Annotated in this window: 16 protein-coding genes; 2 read left to right on the top strand and 14 right to left on the bottom strand. The window is 37.8% G+C overall.

The features are described from left to right. The first annotated feature begins 12 nt into the window (after positions 1 to 12). Positions 13 to 714 (top strand): MgtC/SapB family protein, encoded by a 702-nt coding sequence (locus LDM92_RS04745; RefSeq protein ID WP_223902255.1) that lies wholly within the window; start codon positions 13 to 15, stop codon positions 712 to 714. A 117-nt stretch (positions 715 to 831) separates the two neighbouring features. Then, the gene (locus LDM92_RS04750) at positions 832 to 2,031 is read left to right on the top strand and encodes a DUF2974 domain-containing protein (protein WP_223902256.1); all 1,200 of its coding nucleotides are present in this window, start codon (positions 832 to 834) and stop codon (positions 2,029 to 2,031) included. A 76-nt stretch (positions 2,032 to 2,107) separates the two neighbouring features. On the opposite strand, the gene LDM92_RS04755 is transcribed toward LDM92_RS04750, so the two are convergent. The 14 genes from LDM92_RS04755 to gyrA all read right to left on the bottom strand — a co-directional run bounded on the left by LDM92_RS04755 (position 2,108) and on the right by gyrA (position 15,474). Next, positions 2,108 to 2,266, bottom strand: a complete 159-nt coding sequence (locus tag LDM92_RS04755; RefSeq protein WP_122051705.1) for a CsbD family protein — start codon at positions 2,264 to 2,266, stop codon at positions 2,108 to 2,110. A 167-nt stretch (positions 2,267 to 2,433) separates the two neighbouring features. After that, positions 2,434 to 3,813 carry a replicative DNA helicase gene (gene dnaB / locus LDM92_RS04760; RefSeq protein ID WP_223902257.1) on the bottom strand — a complete coding sequence of 460 codons (1,380 nt, stop codon included), beginning with the start codon at positions 3,811 to 3,813 and terminating at the stop codon, positions 2,434 to 2,436. Between the two features lie 36 nt (positions 3,814 to 3,849). Next, positions 3,850 to 4,305, bottom strand: a complete 456-nt coding sequence (gene rplI, locus LDM92_RS04765; RefSeq protein WP_223902258.1) for a 50S ribosomal protein L9 — start codon at positions 4,303 to 4,305, stop codon at positions 3,850 to 3,852. 12 nt (positions 4,306 to 4,317) lie between these two features. Continuing rightward, positions 4,318 to 6,339 (bottom strand): DHH family phosphoesterase, encoded by a 2,022-nt coding sequence (locus LDM92_RS04770; RefSeq protein ID WP_223902259.1) that lies wholly within the window; start codon positions 6,337 to 6,339, stop codon positions 4,318 to 4,320. A gap of 259 nt (positions 6,340 to 6,598) precedes the next feature. Next, the gene (locus LDM92_RS04775) at positions 6,599 to 7,000 is read right to left on the bottom strand and encodes a PTS sugar transporter subunit IIA (protein ID WP_223902260.1); all 402 of its coding nucleotides are present in this window, start codon (positions 6,998 to 7,000) and stop codon (positions 6,599 to 6,601) included. 18 nt (positions 7,001 to 7,018) lie between these two features. Continuing rightward, positions 7,019 to 7,840 (bottom strand): PTS system mannose/fructose/sorbose family transporter subunit IID, encoded by an 822-nt coding sequence (locus LDM92_RS04780; RefSeq protein WP_223902261.1) that lies wholly within the window; start codon positions 7,838 to 7,840, stop codon positions 7,019 to 7,021. Beyond that, positions 7,824 to 8,612, bottom strand: a complete 789-nt coding sequence (locus LDM92_RS04785; protein ID WP_034978638.1) for a PTS mannose/fructose/sorbose/N-acetylgalactosamine transporter subunit IIC — start codon at positions 8,610 to 8,612, stop codon at positions 7,824 to 7,826. Before LDM92_RS04785 ends, LDM92_RS04780 begins: the two co-directional genes overlap by 17 nt. 10 nt (positions 8,613 to 8,622) lie before the next feature. Next, complete coding sequence (locus LDM92_RS04790; protein WP_223902262.1) at positions 8,623 to 9,108, bottom strand: PTS sugar transporter subunit IIB; 486 nt, start codon at positions 9,106 to 9,108, stop codon at positions 8,623 to 8,625. A 151-nt stretch (positions 9,109 to 9,259) separates the two neighbouring features. After that, positions 9,260 to 10,228 carry an SIS domain-containing protein gene (locus LDM92_RS04795; RefSeq protein ID WP_223902263.1) on the bottom strand — a complete coding sequence of 323 codons (969 nt, stop codon included), beginning with the start codon at positions 10,226 to 10,228 and terminating at the stop codon, positions 9,260 to 9,262. A 229-nt stretch (positions 10,229 to 10,457) separates the two neighbouring features. Next, positions 10,458 to 11,174 (bottom strand): GntR family transcriptional regulator, encoded by a 717-nt coding sequence (locus LDM92_RS04800; protein WP_223902264.1) that lies wholly within the window; start codon positions 11,172 to 11,174, stop codon positions 10,458 to 10,460. Between the two features lie 476 nt (positions 11,175 to 11,650). Then, positions 11,651 to 11,893, bottom strand: coding sequence for a 30S ribosomal protein S18 (gene rpsR / locus LDM92_RS04805; RefSeq protein WP_046331327.1), 243 nt, complete (start codon positions 11,891 to 11,893; stop codon positions 11,651 to 11,653). Between the two features lie 22 nt (positions 11,894 to 11,915). After that, the gene (ssb, locus tag LDM92_RS04810; protein ID WP_223902265.1) at positions 11,916 to 12,437 is read right to left on the bottom strand and encodes a single-stranded DNA-binding protein; all 522 of its coding nucleotides are present in this window, start codon (positions 12,435 to 12,437) and stop codon (positions 11,916 to 11,918) included. A 54-nt stretch (positions 12,438 to 12,491) separates the two neighbouring features. After that, on the bottom strand, positions 12,492 to 12,785 hold the full coding sequence (rpsF, locus tag LDM92_RS04815; RefSeq protein ID WP_034978626.1) for a 30S ribosomal protein S6: 294 nt from the start codon (positions 12,783 to 12,785) through the stop codon (positions 12,492 to 12,494). A gap of 202 nt (positions 12,786 to 12,987) precedes the next feature. After that, positions 12,988 to 15,474: a DNA gyrase subunit A gene (gyrA, locus tag LDM92_RS04820; RefSeq protein ID WP_223902266.1), complete on the bottom strand. Its 2,487-nt coding sequence runs from the start codon at positions 15,472 to 15,474 to the stop codon at positions 12,988 to 12,990. Between the last annotated feature and the right edge of the window lie 3 nt (positions 15,475 to 15,477).

The raw sequence follows: 15,477 nt of genomic DNA on the forward strand, positions 1-15,477 counted from the left end.
GGAGTGGATGTAATGGCAAATTTAGCATCGATTAGTGCACAACTCCCATGGCTATTAAGAATTGTGGTAGCTTCTTTGTGCGGAGCGCTGATCGGTTATGAACGTGCGATTCAAAGAAAAAGTGCCGGAGTGCGGACACATATTGTAGTTGCCTTTTCTTCCGCGCTATTTATGATAGTTTCAAAGTATGGTTTTGGCGATTTATTAAAAATGTCAGACGTTGCTTTGGACCCTTCCAGAATTGCTGCGCAAATAGTTTCAGGTATTTCATTTATTGGTGCCGGCACGATTTTAATTAAAAAGCAACAGATTTCCGGTTTGACAACTGCTGCTGGTATCTGGGCAACAGCTGCTATCGGGATGGCAATTGGTTCTGGTTTATACTTTATTGGCATTCTAGCAACTGCCCTGCTCTTTGTTATCCAGATGATGTTTCATGATGATACTATCATTGATAAAATCATCATGCATATCAGGTTCAATATCCAGATAGAGGCCATCAATAAGCCTGATATCCTGAACACAATTGAGCAGGAACTGGAAACAAATCATGTTGAAAATGTTTCCGTTAAGATACTTTTTGTCAGCGATGAAAGAATTATCTTTTTCGTAGACGGCATTATTAACAATAATATTGATGAAAACGATATTATTATGGCCTTACGCAAGTATCCTGACATCAAGCGCATTAGTTATGCCAGTGTAGGTAAATAAAGCAAGTTACTTTTTAAACAATAGTTAATTCTATTGTTTTTTTTGCATAATTTTTATCTTAACTGAGCAAACTCACTACAATATTGATATAAACTTTTTTGTGAAAGGAGAATTTATATGGCTGGACCACTTGATTATTTACGTTGGCGCGGTGACTTAAGCTTTTCAGAAAAACCATTCAACAGTGTTGATGCTTCGCTATTGTCATCCATTGCCTATTTGCCAGCTGATAGTTCTGCCACTGGTCATACTTTAGGAGAAGTAGCTGAAAAACTGTATAAGCTGCCCTCTTTTCAACATCAAATGTATGCCGAAACTGCAACCGAGGTTATGTTATTACCAGAAAGTCCTAGAATTGGCAACATTAAAATTTTGGATTGGACTGATAGGCTGGAAAAAGAACCGCATCCCTTGCAATTTACTGCTGTCACCTTTTTTATTGATTCAAACACCATAGCCATTGCCTTTCGGGGAACCGACGGTACTATGATCGGTTTAAATGAAGATATGGGTATGAATTATTTGCCGGAAATTTATGGTCAAGAAGTAGCTGCTAAATATCTTACTGAAATTGCACATAAGTTTAGTGACCAACAGATTTACCTCTTAGGTCATTCAAAAGGAGGCAATTTTGCTCAATTTGCTTTAAGTGCAGTTAGTCCTGAAATACAAAAACGGGTAATCAAAGCGATTAGTTTTGATGGGCCGGGCTTTTTCCATAAAGTGTATACGAGCCGTGGCTTCACTGCTTCTATGCCTAAAATGAAAACCTACATCCCTCAAGGCTCAATCTTTGGTGCAATGCTGGATCATCCTGAACAAGTATTGGTTGTCAAAAGTACTGTGCCTATGCGCAACCAGCACGATCCGCGCCGCTGGTCAGTAGGGCGCGACAGTTTTACCTTGGCTGACGGGTTATCGTCAGGCAGTCGTGTTATCAGACATGCTCTTATTAATTTTAATAATTCAATCCCTGATCAAGAAAGAAGCGATGCCTTCTCTGATCTTTTCGAAGCATTTGAAAATTACGATATTGATGAATTACACCAGCTAACCAGTAATAAAATAGTAGGAACTTATCGCTTTGGCCGCGCCTTTTTATCCTTGGAATCCGAAGAGAGAAAATTACTGACACAGGTACTAAGCAACATCTGGAATTCCTATAAAAAGAATATGACCCTGCCACTGATGAACAGCAACTATGAACTTTATCCTAAAAGTAATGATTCTAATAAGGCCCCAGTCTTTTATGAATTTTACGATCCGGAACGTCCCAATATCAAGTTGCCAAAAAGCATCCAGCGTAAATTACGGTAAATTGTTTCATGTGTAACCCAAAAAAGAGGCTGAGAAAACATTTAGTTTTCCAACCTCTTTTTTGCTAATTAAATAATTATTTGTTCATTTTGTCCTTAACATCGTCAACTTTGTCTTTGACGTTTTCAGTAGCTTCTTGAGCTTTGTCTTTGACATCACCAGCAGCTTGTTGAACTTTGCCTTTGACTTCTTTAGCTTTACCAGCTACCTTGTCTTTAAAACCTTTATCAGCCATTTTAATCGGTCCTTTCTCAAAAATTAGCAAAATTTTGCTATTCACACCTTAATAGTACAATTTAGTAGAAATATTGTCATTAAAAACGCCTTATTTTTTGTTTAAATATAGTATAAAACAAAAAGCCATAGTGTTTCTCTTCAAAACACCGTGGCTTTTATTAATTTCTATTCGTTAGGCTGATCATGACTATAATCGAGGTTAGAAAAGCGATTATAGGGTTTAGAAAACATTAATTTCACAGTTCCTCTGCTACCCGAACGGTTCTTTTCAATGATAACTTCCACTTCACCATTGTCATCTTCAGCTGAAACCTCTTTATTTTCTTCGCCCTCTTCTTCATCGCGATAATAATCATCACGATAAAGAAAGGAAACAATATCGGCATCCTGCTCAATTGAACCTGACTCACGAATATCGGACAAAACTGGTCTCTTATCCTGTCTCTGCTCAACTGAACGTGATAATTGCGATAAGGCAATAACCGGCACATGAAGTTCTTTGGCCAGTTTCTTCAATTGCCGTGAAATAGCAGAAACTTCCTGCTGTCGTGATTCACTGTGCGGACCTTCAATCAACTGCAAGTAGTCAATGACAATTAAACCTAAATTGCCTTTTTCTTTAGCTAAGCGGCGAGACTGCGCTCTGATTTCACTCATCTTAATACCCGGAGTGTCATCAATATAAATATTAGCTGTTGCTAAAGAACCCGATGCTGCAACCAGTTTAGGCCACTCATCTTCGTCCAGTTGTCCAGTCCGCAAGTGCTGCGAATTAATTAAACCTTCTGAAGCCAGCATTCTTTGCACTAACTGCTCTCCACTCATTTCCAAAGAAAACATTGCCACCGTTTTATCAGTATGCAAACCGACATACTGGGCAACATTAAGCGCAAAGGAAGTCTTTCCCACCCCAGGACGAGCAGCCACAATAACCAATTCATCATCATGAAAACCCGTGGTCATCTTATCAAGTTCCACAAAACCTGTAGGCAAACCGGTAACCATATTGCCATCTTCAGGAATATTGTTAATTTCATCAATCGCAGAATTAACAATATCCTTGATACTGCGAAAGCCATTGGCGTTATTTTCCGATGAGACATTCATAATCTCGCTTTCGGCGTTATCTAAAATGTCAGTGACATCATCGGAGTCCTGCATTGCAGTCGTAATAATTTTTTGACTGGCAGAAATCAGTCGTCGCAATAAAGCCTTACGGTGAACAATTTTAGCATAATAAGTGACGTGAGCAGCCGTCGGTGTAGCCATAGCCAGCTCAGAAACATAAGCAATGCCGCCAATATCATCAAGCTGATTTTTCTTAGTCAGTTCATCCTGCAGCGTTAACGGATCAATTGCATCCTCACGATCAGATAAATCAAGCATAGCCTGAAAAACCAACTGATTTGCTCTCTTATAAAAATCATCCGGCTGAACCTCGGCACTGGCATCAGCTATGGCAGCAGGATCTATAAAAATTGCGCCTAGAACCGCTTTTTCAGCTTCATCATCATGCGGTATCTGCTGTGAGACAATATTATCCATTAATTACGCCCACTTTTTTCAGAATTCAACTAAAGGCTAATCCTGTTCGGTAACATGAACGCGAATTTTGCCTTCTACGCCCTTAAACAACTTAACCGGTACATTGGTGTAGCCCAACGATTTAATTGGTTCAGGCAGGTTTAATTTGCGTTTATCAATCTTAATACCAAATTGCTTTTCTAAACCTTCGACAATTTTTTTACTAGAAATCGAGCCGAATAGCCTAGAGTCTGAACCGGCTTTAGACTTAAAACTAACTACTGTTTCATCCTTATCTAGTTCGGCCTTGATTTTTTCAGCTTCAGCTTTTTCAGCTTCATAAGTTGCCTTTTCGTTAGCAGCAACTCTTTCCAAAGTATGCATATTTGCTTTAGTAGCAGCTTTGGCTAAGCCCCTCTTAAATAAAAAGTTTTGGGCATAACCATCAGGAACATTTTTAACTTCACCGCGTTTGCCCCGGCCGTTAACATCTTTAGTAAAAATAACTTTCATTGTGCTCTCCTTTTATTCATTTTCTTGTTCATAAGTATCCACCGCATCCATCAATTTGGCAAGTGCCTCTTTAACAGATATCCCTTTAATTTGGGTAGCTGCATTAGACAAATGGCCACCGCCGCCAAGTTTCTCCATAATTACCTGGACATTAATATCACCCATTGAACGGGCAGATATACCAATTGTATCCTTATTCCGCCTGGTGATTGCAAAGCTGGCTTCAACATTTTCTAAATCAAGAGCCGTATCTGCTGCTTGAGCCGTGATAATAGGATCAATTTCCTTGTCATCTGGACCACATAAAACAGCCATTTTGGGCTTGATCATCTTTAAGCTGCTGACCAAACGAGCACGTTCCAGAAAACTGTCAATATCTTCCTTCAGCAGTTCACTGACACCCATTGTGCTTGCACCGATCGACCGCAAGTAACTGGCAGCATCAAAGGTTCGAGTACCAGTACGCAAAGAAAATTCTTTCGAATCAACCGTAATTCCCGCCAGCATTGCCGTAGCATCAAGGTCAGTTAACACGCGCTTGCCGGAACTTGGTTGTTGGTACTCTACCATTTCAGTTACCAATTCACAGGCAGATGAGGCATAAGGTTCAACATACGTCAGCATTGGATTTTCAGGAAATTCTTCACCACGACGGTGATGATCAATGACAATAATTCTATCTCTTAACCGATCATATAATTCTTTCGCATAAGTAATAGAGTATTTCGAGTGATCAACCATGACCAACATGGACTTGTCAGTCACTGCTTCCAAGGCATCCCCAGGAGCAATAAAAATATCATTATCTCCCTTTACCTTTGCCATTTTAGCAACTAAACGACTGACATCATAATTAGTTTTATTAACATCCAAGACAAAATTTGCCTTCACATGGTGCAGACGAGCGATTTTAACAACGCCAATGCCACTGCCGATTGAGTCCATGTCAGGGCTGGCATGGCCAACTACAAAAACGCGGTCTGCTTCTTTAAACAGCTCACTAATCGCCTGTGAAACCATTCTGGCTCTAACTCTGGTTCTTTTCTCCATCGGATTCGATTTACCACCAAAGAAACGAGCAGCCTTGCCTGGTTGACTGAGAACAACTTGATCGCCGCCCCTGCCAAGCGCGAGGTCAAGGTTTGACTGCGCTTGATCAGCTAACTCGGTAATCAAGCTGCTGCCAAAAGCAATACCAATTGATAAAGTTAAAGGCGTATTATTACGACTGGTTTCCAAACGCATTTTATCCAAAACAGAAAACTTGTCTTTTTCCATTTTAACCAAATCTTGCATGTGCAGTAACAACAAAAAGTGATCTTCATCAATACGCTTAAGATAGGCATTAAAATTTTTAGCATAATCACTCAAAGTATTTTGCACATATGCACTAGTAGTCGTTAGCTCCTGATCATGCATTGTTTCGCTTAATTCATCGTAGTTATCAATAAAAATCTGGCCAATGGCCAATAATTCATTATTGTATCTTTCTTCGATTTTGGCATAACGCGTAATATCAAGTAAATAAACAACACCGAGATTGTCCTGGATAACCATCTCAAATTGGTGACCATCCCAATTTACCACATGATTTTCAGCTGTTTTAGCCTTCAATGATTCATCAATCAATTTATCTAGTTCAGGATCAACAGAGGCAATTGTATGTCCAATCAAATCTTCATTTTTTAAATAAAGCTGCAGGTAAGGATTTGCCCACTGAATTTGCCGATCCTTATCGTAAAGCAGAATGCCGAGTGGCATTTTGATCATTGCTTCTTGTTCGCTGCGCTTAATCCGGTAAGACAAACTAACTGCGAAATTATTTGCATTGCCAGCCAAGATATATGCACCGTAAACGACGCATGCTACAGTCAAAATAAAGATCAAAACCATGGCCAAGCCAAATAATGGGTTCATGATCATTGCCACAATGCTACCCAAAAGCGATAACGCTAAAATAATAATGACTGAGGCCGTCAGCCTGGAATCTTTAATAAAAGCAGGAAATTCAAGCTTACGTAAAAAATCTTTCATGTAAGGTCCTTCCTAAAATAATGTATAATACATCATTATTATTATACATTGTATTCTCTGGATAAGAAACTAGGCAACTTATACTTAAATATGTCAAAAGGCTATGTCAGCAACTTCTTATAGCAATCAATCTAAGTGAAAAAGAAAAACAGATAGTTGTATTTCATACTGCTATCTGTTTGCAATGAAAAATTATCATAAACCCTGAATAAATAGTCCAAGGTTATATTTTTAATTTTTTCTTTATTTGACTATGATACTAAAATTCGTCATCTGGCGAGTCTTCATATTTTGCTGCAATAAATTTGATCCCATTTTTAGCATCGCCAACTAGGTCGGGGCTACTTGAAACAAGTTGTGCATTAACATAACTAATAATCATCGGAAGATTCATTCCGGTGTAAAGCTCAAATTTGTTTTCTGAAGAAAGCAATGACTTATAAGCCACATTATATGGGGTACCACCAAGAATATCAGTAAACACAACAAATTTTTCTAAACTACCTGTCAAATTTAAAAAGCGCGTTTGAAAATGTTCCGGACTCTCGCCTTCTTTTAGATCAATTGCATGAATATTTTTTTGAGGGCCAAGAATCATCTCGGCACTTTCCTTAATACCTATACAAAAAGTACCATGACTAAGTAAAACCAAATCAGTCACATTAGCCTCCAATTTCAATTATGCTGATAAAATATGCAACCATGTACCAATGATACTGAAAGCAACGACAGTAACCAGAATCCAGGAAACTTTCCATTTCTTTCTAATCATCCATAAAACAATCAGGGTAGCTGCTAAAGGCAACATTGAAGGCACGATTTGATTTAAGGTACTAACTAAAGAAACTGCCGATTTACCGGTACCGATTTTGATTGGTGAATTAACAACCACATAGCTTGGAATCATGGCACCTACAACCATCATTCCCAAAATTGATGCTTTATTGGAAATATTTTGAATTATGTTAGAATCGCTTACTCTTTGAATAAATTTGGTACCTTGTTCATACCCGATTTTCAGACCAAACCATCTTACTGCGATAGTCACAGCATTGTAGGAAGCCATAAATAGAATCGGACCTAAAATATTACCGGCTTGACAAAGAGCTAGAGAAATACCCATACAAATGACTCTCCAGGTTGTCAAAAACATTGAGTCTCCAATTGCAGACAAAGGTCCCATAAGACTTACTTTGACGTTGTTAATAATAGCCGGATCAAAGTCAGGATTGGCTTTATTTTCTTCCTCCATAGCAATGGACGTTCCAAGAACTAAGGGTAGCAACACATTAGTAATATTAAAAAATTGCATATGCCTTTGTAGAGCTTGTGCTTTACCATTTTTATCGTCTTTATAAATTACCCGCAGTGATGGAACCATACTAAAAGCATATCCAGTAGCTTCTTGGCGCGTCAATTCCCAAGGAGCATTAGCTGCAAATGATCGCCAAAACGTTGACCACAGAGCTTTGCGCATCTCATTATTAGAAACTTTCATCATCGTCTGTAGCTCCTTTTCCAATCAAATCCATTTGTTGTTTTAATTTTTTCTCGTTATAGTACAAAATCATTACAATAACCAGGCCAAAGATTGCTATTCCTATAATTGGAATTTTCAGGTAGGCAGTCAAAGCAAAACCGAGAATCATGTATGGAACGATGTCCTTGCGCAGCATCTGCTGGATTAACAAGGCAAACCCAAAGGCAGGTAACAAGCCACTGGCAACAACTAGTCCATCTTGAACAAATTGAGGAATGACGCTTATTATTTGCTTAGAAAAGCCTGTTCCGAAGTAATAGGCTAGCATGATGAACAATACTGATGGTAAGAAATTAACAGCAGTACCACCCCAAAAAGCCATTAAACTTAATTTGCGGTCTTCAGCTTTTTTGGCATATTCATCCATTTTGTTAACATATAACGGTGCTACAAAAATATACATAACGTTCTGAACAATCAGAACCAGCATAGACAAAGGCAGTCCAAACGTTAAAGCTGCGGAAATCCCTTTTCCAGTTGATAATGCAAAAGTAGTTCCTAAAACTGATGCAGATACCATATCTTGAGGAGTAGAGATTCCAACTTCAACAACTCCAATGTATGCTAATTCCATCGCTGCTCCAACTTTAATTGCTTCAGGTATATTGCCTAAAACAATGCCGACTAGTGGTGCCAAAGCAATTGGTCTAAAAATCATTGATGCTCCGGTTAGAAAGTATTCACTATACCCAACTAAAGCCACTAAGCCAATTAATAATGTTTTTACAAGCATTTTTTATCCTCTATTCTGCAGAAAGATCAGTTTCTTTAACTACTTTTATCGACGATGTTGAGACTTGCTGCACTTCAACTTTAACGCCTTGTTCAATTATTTCTTTTAGCTGCTTTTCATCCTTTGAGTTTGTATTAACAGAAGGTGCTAGAATTCTAGTTTCGCTTGTTTCCTTAGTACCGCCCAAATTAAGAACCTTTGGTTTATTATTCATTTTGCTTATAATTCTGTATGCATCATTAATGCTTTCAACTATAATCATCAAATGGTACTTATCTGTTATTCCGCTATTCAAAGATTCAATGCCGCGGTCAATACTTTGCATCACCAACTTACTTCCAGAAGGCTTTGCCATTTTAATTGATGCTTTTCTGATAGGGTCTTTTGGTACATCATCATTAGCAATCAGGATACAGTCAGCACCTACTGCCCCATACCATGAGACTGCTACCTGACCATGAAGCAGTCGGTGATCTACTCGAAAAAGTTTTATCATAATTTTCAGTTACTCCTTTCTTACTAGTAACTTTCATATATAGCGGTCGCTAAGCTGATTTTTGAATTAATTTGGAAAAAGTATCACTATTTTGACCCATCATTAAGCAGTTAATTAATATTAGTTTTAAAGCGATCGTTTCTGTTTTATTTTAATATTCAACTTTTCCCATATATCTTCTTACTTCTAAAGAGTGATTACGTACATCTGCAAGTTTTGCGCGATATTCACATAATACTGAGTAAAATAAAATTGGGTTAAAGTATTCGGCAACATTACTATCAATTAAGTCTAATCCTAATTCCTTAGCATCAACTATTTCTATTTTCTCAGCATACTTCTTTAAGAACTTGATCGCTCTTTCATCCAATGGGCGTGTTCTGCCAATACTTTCCATTACAATGTATGGTTTATCTTTATCAGTCACTTCAAAAGGACCATGGAAGTATTCACCGGAATGAATAGGAGCTGCATCAAGCCACTGCATTTCCATTAAACTGCAAATAGCAAAGCCATATGTATGACCAAAAGAAGCACCACTGCCCAGAATATAAAACATTGGTTCATGTTGATACTTATCAGCGAATCTCTTGGTACGATCCTGCACCTGAGCTAAGGCATTAGTAACAATTGTATCGATCTTGTTAAAGCCATCCGCAAACTCAGCCAACTTGTCGTACCCCTCCAATTGGCCCAAAATTTGAGAAGTAATATCAAGTACTATTGCCATGGGGTTTTTGACAACTTCATTTTCATTGCCCCATTCGTAAATTATTTTTTCATCTGAGTATTTTAATAATTCAGCTTTTGGGTTAAAAGTTAATCCAATTGTAATTGCGCCCTTTTCTTGGGCTACTTTAGCTGCTTTCACAGATTCAGGAGTACTGCCACTATGTGAGCAAACAAAAACAATGGAATGTGCTCCTATCTTTTTAGGAGTAACATGTACAAATTCATTTGCTGTGTACCACCCAGTTGATAGATTTTCTGCTTCAGATTTTAAGAAATAATATGCTGGATACATATCTACTAAAGAGCCACCACAAGCAGTGAAATAAATATTACTTATTTTGCCATCATTGTGTTTTACAACATTTTTTACAATTGTTTTATTGTCCATTTTTCCTCCATATTTATAACATCATATGTCGTTATATATTTTACAATTAAATTGTACACGCTTTCATAAGAAGTTGTCAACGACTTTTGGACATAATTTTGAGATCTACAGTTTAATTATTAAATTAAAAAGCAGTACAGAGGCTTTTTTGCATCTATACTGCTTTCTATCTAAAAAATACTAAAGACCAAAAAGCCTTTAGTTTACTATTTTTTATACTTCAAATAACTTAAATCATGAATTCATAGCGATCTGTTGCTATAAACTCTGTTCCAAATTGAATTACCTTTTTATTGTTGTCAAAAACTTGATTTCGTAAATAAAACAATGGAAATCCCACAGAGCGGTTCAATAATCTTGCTTGCTCTTTATCAGCCAGAACAACACGTAAAATACTTTCCGAGTCTTTCAGGTTGTCTATGCCATAATGTTCTTTTAATATTTGATATAATGAATTACTTAAATCATAATTTGTTAATCCCTCAAATCTTGGAAGTGGGTAGTAATTACTCTCTATAACCGTTGGATCATTATCTAGATAACAAACTCTAAGAGAATGAATTGCATAGTCATTACTACATTTTAAGCCTTTCCTTAATTCTGCATCAGTTTTAATTTTTTCCAGTTTTAAAACTTCCATCTTTGGCTTAAAACCATTTTTGATTGCAGTTTTTGAGAAACTTTCAATAGAATTGCTTTTTAATAAGCGTTTGACATGATGTAATTCTCGAACGAAGCTCCCTTTTCCTTGAACCTTTTCTACGATTCCATCTGAAACCAAACCATTAACGGCTTCACGTACAGTAATTCGACTTACGCCATAAATTTTTTTTAATTCTTCTTCACTTGGCAATTTTGTATCAATCGGATATGTACCCGTAAGAATTTTTTCGCGTAAATCTAGCATTACCTTTTGGTACTTAGTTCTTGCTTTATTTTCCATCATAATTCAAACTCTCAATCTAAAAAACGGCAAATCTATTAATTCATAAAGCCAAAATTTATCTAAGATTAATAAAACTCACGAGTCTATTGTTATAAACTAGGAAATAACAAAATTTTTGGATATGAAAACTGTACTATTCCGTTTTTCTATTATATAATTTATAATTTTCTCGTTTAAGACCACACAATATTTGTAATATTTTATCTTGACATTGATTAAATTTAACTAACGTGAAAACGAGTAAATGTATCAAAAATGACTTTATCTAAAATATCTACTCATCTATTATTATTTTAAGTCCTACGCTCTTTAAGGACATAATTATTTTATACTATTACTAATTAAAGACAACAAGCATAAATTGATAAGATATTCATGGTCAAAAAAGTCATTACATGCAAATAACCAGTTTTAAGCATAATAAAAACCCTTCAGATAGGAAATAGTCCAATCTAAAGGGTACTTTAAATTTTATCTTAGTCTTCAGTAACAAATGGCAACAAGCCCATAATGCGAGCTCTTTCAATTGCCTTAGCTACCTTACGTTGATTCTTAGCGCTAGTGCCAGTGACACGACGTGGTAAGATTTTACCTCTTTCAGAGATAAAACGTTTCAACAAATCAACGTCCTTGTAGTCAACGTAATCAATATGGTTGGCTGCAATGTAGTCAACCTTACGACGACGATGAGCGCCGCCGCCTCTTCTTTGTTGAGCCATATCCTAGGTCCTTTCTGTTAATTTAGAATGGTAAATCATCATCAGAAATATCAATGGTATCACCTGAACCTGCAAATGGATCCTGAGTATTGTCTGGTCCATTATTAACGGAGTTATTCTGGTTAGATGCTCCCATGTTAGGGGTATTATTAGTATTCTGATTGCCAAAATTGCCATTATTATTTGGTGTGTAACCACCATTTTGTCCGCGGGCTTCACGATCTTTACGTGATTCGAGCAATGCAAAGTTGTCAACGACAACTTCAGTTACATATACTCTTTGCCCGTCTTTATTATCGTAACTTCTGGTTTGAATTCGGCCATCTATACCAACAAGTGAACCTTTAGACGTAAAATTACAGAAATTTTCTGCAGATTTGCGCCAAATGACACAACTGATAAAATCTGCACCTCTCTCGCCTTGTGCGTTTGTATATTGACGATCTACAGCAAGAGTAAACGTAGCAACCGAGATTCCACTCCCAGTAGTACGTAATTCAGGATCACGTGTTAAACGGCCAACAAGTACAACTCGATTAATCATACTTCAGGTCCTTCCTTTCCTAAATCACGAAAACGATAAAGTTTTTGTTATTAATTAGCCAACTTTAACGGTCATTGAACGTAAAACGGCAGTATCAATTTTGGATAAACGGTCAAATTCGTTAACTGCATCAGCGTTATCAGCAGTGAAAGTCATAACGTGATATAATCCCTCACGATATTTATTAATTTCATATGCGAAATGACGCTTTTCCCAGTCTTTTGACTCAACCATCGTACCACCGTTATCGGTAATAACCTTATCATAGTTTTCAACTAATGCCTTTTTTGATTCTTCATCAATATCAGGCTTGATAATATAAGTTATTTCGTACTTAGTAGTTGTCATACTAGTGCACCTCCTTCTGGACTAAATGGTTCTTGCTAAAAATCAAGAACAAGGAGTAATTTTATTACTCGCAATCTCTAATTCTAGCACATAAACAAAAAATTACCAAACTATCTTCACGTGATCCAATAAGAAATTTTTTATTTCTTACTAGTAAATACGTAAAATAATCTGATAATTTTTAAAAGTTTTGATTTAGTAATTAATCTTGCTCTTTGTCAGTTTCTTCTGAAGCTGCTACTTCCTGGTCTTCTTCAGCAGGAACAATTGCAAGACTGGCAACTTTATTGTTGTCATTAACTTTAATCAAGCGTACACCGAGAGTGCTGCGTCCGGTTTGAGAAACGTCATTTGTCTTGAAGCGAATCATGATGCCATCATCGGTGATAACCATAATATCCTGACTGCCATCGATCACAGTCACTCCTGAAAGTGGACCATTTTTCTCAGTAATATTTGCGGTTTTAATACCTTTACCGCCACGACCCTTTGTCGGATATTCAGAAGCGGCTGTTCTCTTACCATAGCCTTTTTCAGAAATGACTAACACTTCATCGTTATTCTTAATGACACCGGAACCAACAACATAGTCATTTTCGCGTAAATTAATTCCGCGAACACCTGCAGCTGTTCGACCCATTGATCTAACATTTTTTTCATTAAAACGTACTGCATAACCTAAGTGAGTACCGATTAAAATATCCTGCTTGCCATCTGTAGCCAGAACATTATTCAACTCGTCGCCATCACGCAAAGTTAATGCAATTAGGCCACTATTGCGGATGTTACCAAATTCACTGACATGAGTACGTTTGACCGTTCCCATCTTCGTAATAAAGAACAGGTACTGGTCATCAGCATCTTCAGGAATATTGACAATTGTTTGGATCTTTTCGCCTTTTTCCAGTTGCAACAAGTTGACTATTGGCAATCCTTTGGCAGTACGACCAAATTCTGGAATTTCATAGGCTTTCTTTGAATAAACCTTGCCCTTGTTGGTGAAAAACAGCAACATATCGTGGGTACTGGAGTAAATTAGGTTCTCAATAAAGTCTCCGTCTTTAACGCCCATGCCTTTGATGCCTTTGCCACCACGATTTTGGGTCTTGAATTCAGTAATTGGCATCCGCTTAATGTAGCCACTATGAGTTAAGGTCAGTAAAACATCTTGTTTTTCAATTAAATCTTCATCTTCAATTGAAACTACTTCACTGGCACCAATTTTAGTCCGCCGCTCATCGCCAAAACGCTTTTGAGTATCCAGCAATTCATTGTAAATGATCTCATTAATGCGCTCTGGTTTTGCCAAAATATCTTTATAATCGGCAATCTTAGCTTGCAGATCTTTGTATTCAGCCTCAACCTTATCACGTTCCAGTCCGGTTAACCGTACCAGCCGCATGTCTAAGATCGCTTGTGACTGCTTGTCATCAAGACCAAAGCGACTGATTAAAGCAGCTTTTGCAATATCGCTTGATTGACTCTGACGAATGATATGGACAATTTCATCGATGTGATCAAGAGCAATTTGCAGGCCTTCAAGAATGTGAGCCCTGGCTTCAGCCTTTTCCAACTCAAATTTAGTTCTGCGAGTAACAACATCTTCTTGGTGTTCCAAGTAATACTGGAGCATTTGCTTGAGGCTGAGAAAGTGCGGTGCGCCATCGACGATTGCCACCATATTCATGCCAAAATTAGCCTGCATTTGGGTCAGCTTAAACAAATTATTTAAAACCACACTGGCACTGGCATCACGGCGGATATCAATAGTAATTCTCATCCCCGTCTGGTCTGATTCATCACGCACACCGGTAATACCATCAATAGTCTTAGCACGCGCCAAGTCTGCAATTTTCTTAACCAGCTCAGCTTTATTAACCAAATAAGGTATTTCAGAAACAACTATTCTTTCGCGACCGCTTTTTTCAGTTTCAATACTAGTGTTGGCACGAACGACAATATTCCCGCGACCAGTTTCATAGGCCCGATAAATACCGCCGCGACCCATGATAGTGCCACCGGTAGGAAAATCTGGGCCCGGAATTGCCTTCATCAATTCTTTAGTAGTGACATCAGGGTTGTTCATTAACATGTGCAGCCCCTTAATCACTTCTGATAAGTTATGCGGTGGTATGTTGGTCGTCATACCAACAGCAATACCGCTGGTACCATTAACTAATAAGTTTGGTATTCTAGCAGGTAATACTACTGGCTCATTTTCAGAATCATCGTAATTACGCTGCCAATCAACAGTATTTTTATTGATATCGCGCAACATTTCAACCGCAATTTTGCTCATGCGTGCCTCAGTATAACGCATTGCGGCCGGCTCATCGCCATCAACTGAACCAAAGTTGCCGTGACCGTCGACGAGCATATAGCGATAACTGAAATCCTGTGCCATATGGGCCATCGCTAAATAAATTGAAGAATCACCGTGAGGGTGGAACTTACCCATAACTTCCCCCACGATTCTGGCTGATTTCTTATATGGTTTATCTGGTGTAACACCTAGTTCACTCATGCCATAAAGAATCCGGCGCTGAACCGGCTTCAAGCCATCGCGCACATCGGGTAAAGCCCGCGCGACGATAACGGACATGGCATAATCCAAGAATGAACTATTCATTACGCTGGTCAAATCAACGTTTCTTATTCTGTGATCCTGACCTTGATTGTCGTTATCCATTTA

Origin of the sequence: Lactobacillus laiwuensis (genome assembly GCF_019972835.1) — a bacterium.
Taxonomy (GTDB): domain Bacteria; phylum Bacillota; class Bacilli; order Lactobacillales; family Lactobacillaceae; genus Lactobacillus; species Lactobacillus laiwuensis.